The 4,422-nt window shown below is 74.5% G+C and carries 4 protein-coding genes; 1 reads left to right on the top strand and 3 read right to left on the bottom strand.

Translation table 11 applies throughout. The features are described from left to right. The 3 genes from G5C65_RS32000 to G5C65_RS32010 all read right to left on the bottom strand — a co-directional run. A partial coding sequence (locus G5C65_RS32000; RefSeq protein WP_165302546.1) for a YidC/Oxa1 family membrane protein insertase occupies positions 1–547 on the bottom strand: 547 nt, incomplete at its 3' end. 349 nt (positions 548–896) lie between these two features. Continuing rightward, entirely contained in the window at positions 897–1,205 is a 309-nt protein-coding gene (locus G5C65_RS32005) for a DUF6412 domain-containing protein (RefSeq protein WP_165302547.1), read from the bottom strand. A gap of 112 nt (positions 1,206–1,317) precedes the next feature. Next, positions 1,318–2,844: a DUF445 domain-containing protein gene (locus G5C65_RS32010; protein ID WP_165302548.1), complete on the bottom strand. Its 1,527-nt coding sequence runs from the start codon at positions 2,842–2,844 to the stop codon at positions 1,318–1,320. A gap of 259 nt (positions 2,845–3,103) precedes the next feature. Here G5C65_RS32010 and G5C65_RS32015 point away from each other — a divergent pair, with 259 nt between their 5' ends. Further along, positions 3,104–4,414 carry an SGNH/GDSL hydrolase family protein gene (locus G5C65_RS32015; RefSeq protein WP_165302549.1) on the top strand — a complete coding sequence of 437 codons (1,311 nt, stop codon included), beginning with the start codon at positions 3,104–3,106 and terminating at the stop codon, positions 4,412–4,414. The last annotated feature ends 8 nt before the right edge of the window (positions 4,415–4,422 follow it).

The raw sequence follows: 4,422 nt of genomic DNA on the forward strand, positions 1-4,422 counted from the left end.
GACCCGCACCCGCACCCGGACCCGCGACGGCGCCGGAGAGCGCCGACCTGCGTCCCCGCCGCCAGGTCCAGGTCGCGACCGCCGCGGTCAGCGCGAGCAGCGCCAGGTGCACCAGCCCCGGCGCCCCGAGCAGTCCGCCCTCGCCCAGCGCCTGCGCCCACCGTCCGCCGAGCGGAGCGCCGAGCAGCGTGTGCTCCAGCAGCGCGTCGTCCGTGGTGAAGACGTGGTACATCGCGAAGAACACCGGCAGTTGGAGCAGCCCCGGCAGGCAGCCCGCCGCGGGCGACGCCCCCTCCCGCGCGTAGAGCTCCCGCATCTCGCGCCGCAGCCGCTCCGGATTCCGGCCGTGCCGGCGCTGCAGCTCGGCCGCGCGCGGCGCCAGCCGGGCCCGCACCCGCTCACCCCGCGCGGCGGCGCGGGCCAGCGGATGGAGCGCGAGCCGGACGCCCATCGTGAAGGCCACGATGGCGGCGGCGGTGGCGGCGCCGCCGAAGAGGGGGGTGAGCGCATCGGAGAGCGATGCGACCAGGGACGTGAAGACGGACATGGGGAGCCCTCCGCGGGTCTCGTCGTGCCGGTGGAATGTCGATCGGCGTGACGAGCCACGCGGGCTCAGCGCGGCGGTGCCCGGACGGTCTCGGACGGTGCCCAAGGGAACGCGGCGGCGCGGGCCTCCCCGTGCCGGGAACGCGGGATCCTCCCCGGCCGGCGCCGGGGTGCCCCTGGGCACACTCTCCTGGACGATGCGGGCGACGTGCGGGACGCGGTTGGTGCCGCGGGTGACGCGGGTGACACGTGCACTCCGCCGGTGCCTCAGGCGCGTCCGGTGGCTTGTGCACACTCCGCCGCGCACGGCGGAGGCGGCACCCTTCCCAGCACGATCCGCCGGACAGGCCCTACGTGGCCGTCCGTATCAGACGGCCTGGCGCGCGGGGGCGCGGGCGGCCCGCGGCGTCCGGATCCCGCTGCGGCAGAAAGGCGGTGCGCCGCTCACGGTCGCGGATCGCCGTGCGTATGCGGCTCGGGGCGAGGTGCGGCGCCGCGCCGGCGGACAGCAGCACGGCGCAGAGCACCGCGACGGCGGCGGTGGCCGCGACGGCGCCGAGCACCGTCCCCAGCCCGCTCTGGGCGACGAGGAAACCGGCGAGGAGCAGCAGCGGCGCGGCGGCGTGCATCCGCCAGGCACTCAGCGTGCGCGCGACCATGTGCCCCCCCTCCCCGGGCTCCCGGGACCTGCGGCCCCCGGCGGTGGAAGCCTGCCGCTTCCACCTGTCCACTACGCTAACGCGGGCCACTGACAACGGGTTCCCGCGCAGCTCACGCGCCCAGCAGCCGGGCTGCCGTGAAGATCGCCAGCCCCGCCAGCGAACCCACGACCGTGCCGTTGATCCGGATGAACTGGAGATCCCGCCCGATATGCGCCTCGATCTTCTTCGAGGTGTGCTCGGCGTCCCACCCGGCCACGGTCTCCGAGATCAGCGAGGTGATCTCGTCGCGGTACGTCGTCACCAGGTACACCGCGGCGCCCTCGACCCAGCCGTCGACCTTGCCCTGCAGCCGCCCGTCCGCCGCCATCCGCATGCCCAGCGACAGCAGCGCCGTCCGGGCCCGTACTCGCAGCTCGCTGCGCTCGTCCTCGGCCGCGGCGACGAGCATGGAGCGGACCGCGCCCCACGCGGAGGCGATCACGTCCTGCACCTCGCTCCGGTCCAGGATCTCGTTCTTGAGCCGCTCCACCCGGGCCCGGGTCTCCGGGTCCGACTGCAGATCCCGGGCGAAGTCGGACAGGAAGCGGTCCACGGCGCCCCGCGCCGGGTGGTCCGGCATGTCCCGCATCTCCGTCACGAAGCGCATCAGCTCGCGGTAGACCCGATCGCCGACCTTCCGGTCCACGAAGCGCGGCGTCCAGCCGGGCGCGCCCCCCGCCACCGCGTCCATCACCGAGTCCCGGTGGACATCCAGCCAGTGCGCCGCCCGCTCACACACCAGATCGACGAGGCGGCGGTGGCCGCCGTCCCCGACGACCTTCTCCAGCATCCGGCCGAGCCCCGGCGCGACCTCCTGCGCATGCGCCCGGCGCGTGATCGCCTCGCTCACCACCACCTGGACGTCGGAGTCCCGCAGCACGGTGAGGGCGCCGCGCAGCGCCGTCGCCAGCTCCTCCGTCACCCGGTCGGCGTGCGCGGGCTCCGCGAGCCAGCCGCCCAGCCTGCTGCCGATGCCGACCGCGCGCAGCCGGGCGCGTACGACGTCCTCGGAGAGGAAGTTCTCCCCCACGAACTCGCCGAGGCTCTGCCCGAGCTGGTCCTTCTTGGTGGGGATGATCGCGGTGTGCGGGATCGGCAGCCCCATGGGGCGGCGGAAGAGGGCGGTCACCGCGAACCAGTCGGCCAGCGCGCCCACCATGCCGGCCTCGGCCGCCGCCGCCACATATCCCGTCCAGCCGCCGGCCCCCGCGTGCTCGGCCCAGGTGGTGAGGGCGAAGACCGCGGCCATCAGCAGCAGCGCGCCGGTCGCGATGGCCTTCATACGGCGTACGCCGCGCCGCCGCTCCTCGTCGGCCGCGGTGAACACCCCGGGACCGCCGAACCTCCCGGCTCCCCCGGAGGGTCCCGGCTCCTCCGGCTCCCCCGGACCGCCGGTTCCACCCGGAGCGCCGGTTCCACCCGGACCGCCGGTTCCGCCCGGAGCACCCGGAGCGCCCGTCCCGCTGCTCCCGTCCGCCGCCGAGGGGCCCGCCGGCGCGCTCCCGGGCCGCCGCTGTGCCCCCTCGCCCCCGCTTGTCAGCTCCCTCCTGTGGGCATCATCGGGACCAAACAGCTCACCCTCATTCGTCCGTTCCATCCGCTCCACGCCATCCTCGCCCCGGGCATCCCACGCATATTCTCCCTCTCCCGCCTGCGAAGGGAACGGACGGCGGGTTTTCCGCGTCTGTGTGTTCGGATGACGGCCTCGACGGAGCGGCGCTCCGCGCAGCCCCGCCGCGACCGCCGTCCCCCCAGCGCCACGGCCCCCGGCGGAGGCCGTGCGCCAATCGTGGGATCATGACACTGCCGACCACCCGGAGCCTCGGGCTCCGCCAGCCCGAGGAGATATTTCGCGCATGACCAGGAACGCGGGTTATGCCCTGCTCGCCGGACTCGCGGCAATCGTGGTCCTCGTCTCCACCGCGATATTCATCGGCCTCGGCGGCGGCGACGACGGCATGGACCAGGGCGCCCCGCAGCCGCGGAACTCCGCAGCGCCGGCGTCCGCGGGCAACTGGGTGGGCTCCTGGGCCGCCGCGATGGCCGCGGCGGAGCCGAACACCCGGGACGGCTTCGCGGACATGTCCATACGGAACGTGGTGCACACCTCGGTCGGCGGCACCGGCGCTCGGGTCCGGCTCTCCAACCTCTTCGGCAACCGTCCGCTGACCGTCACGCACGCCACCGTCGCCCTCGCCGCCGCGCCCAGCAACCCGACCGCGGCGGCGGGCAGTATGCGCCGCCTCACCTTCGGCAACAAGTCGTCGGTGACCATCCCGCCGGGCGGCGCGGCCACCAGCGACCCGGTGCGCCTCAACGTGCCCAGCGCCGCCGACCTGCTGGTCACCACGTACTCCCCCACGCCGTCCGGGCCCGTGACGTACCACCCGTACGCGCGCCAGACGGGCTATGTGGCCGCGGGCGACAAGGCGGAGGAGCTGTCGGGCGCCGCGTTCACCCAGCAGAGCCAGTACTGGCGCTATCTGACCGCCGTGGACGTCTGGAGCGCCGACACCCAGGGCGCCGTCGCCGTGCTGGGTGACTCGATCACCGACGGCATCACCTCCAGCCCCGGCGCCAACCGGCGCTGGACGGACTTCCTGGCCGAGCGGCTGCGCACCGAGCGCGGAGCGCCCCGCTACAGCGTGCTCAACAGCGGCATCAGCGGAAACCGCGTCCTGGTCGACGGCAGCAAGTTCTCGCCCAACAACGGCCCCAGCGCGCTGTCCCGGATGAACCGCGACGTGCTGTCCCGGACGGGCGTGAAGACCGTCTTCATCGAGATGGGCCTGAACGACATCATCAAGCCGCCCCGCCAGCGGGACCCCCGCCGGATCGTGACCGGGCTGCGCGAACTGGTGAAGCAGGCGCACACCCGGGGGCTGCGCGCCGTGGGCACCACCCTCACCCCGTTCGGCGGCCACCGGGGCTACACCCCGCGCATGGAGGCCGTCCGCCAGGCCGTGAACGAGCAGATCCGCAAGGGCGGCGTGTTCGACGCCGTCGTGGACTTCGACGCAGCGCTGCGCAACCCCGCGCACCCCGAGCGGCTGCGCACCGCGTACGACTCGGGCGACCATCTGCACCCGAGCGACAACGGCTTCCGCGCGATGGCCCAGGCCGTGCCCCTGAAGGTCCTCAAGGGCTCGGCGCCGGCCGAGCTCTGACCGCGCCC

This window comes from Streptomyces boncukensis (genome assembly GCF_011045075.1).
In the GTDB taxonomy this organism is placed as follows: domain Bacteria; phylum Actinomycetota; class Actinomycetes; order Streptomycetales; family Streptomycetaceae; genus Streptomyces; species Streptomyces boncukensis.

What these genes read in the sequence shown, in the direction of transcription:
- G5C65_RS32010 (WP_165302548.1), bottom strand. Translation starts at nt 2,844, where the DNA reads ATGGAACGGACGAATGAGGGTGAGCTGTTTGGTCCCGATGATGCCCAC.
- G5C65_RS32015 (WP_165302549.1), top strand. Translation starts at nt 3,104, where the DNA reads ATGACCAGGAACGCGGGTTATGCCCTGCTCGCCGGACTCGCGGCAATC.
- G5C65_RS32005 (WP_165302547.1), bottom strand. Translation starts at nt 1,205, where the DNA reads ATGGTCGCGCGCACGCTGAGTGCCTGGCGGATGCACGCCGCCGCGCCG.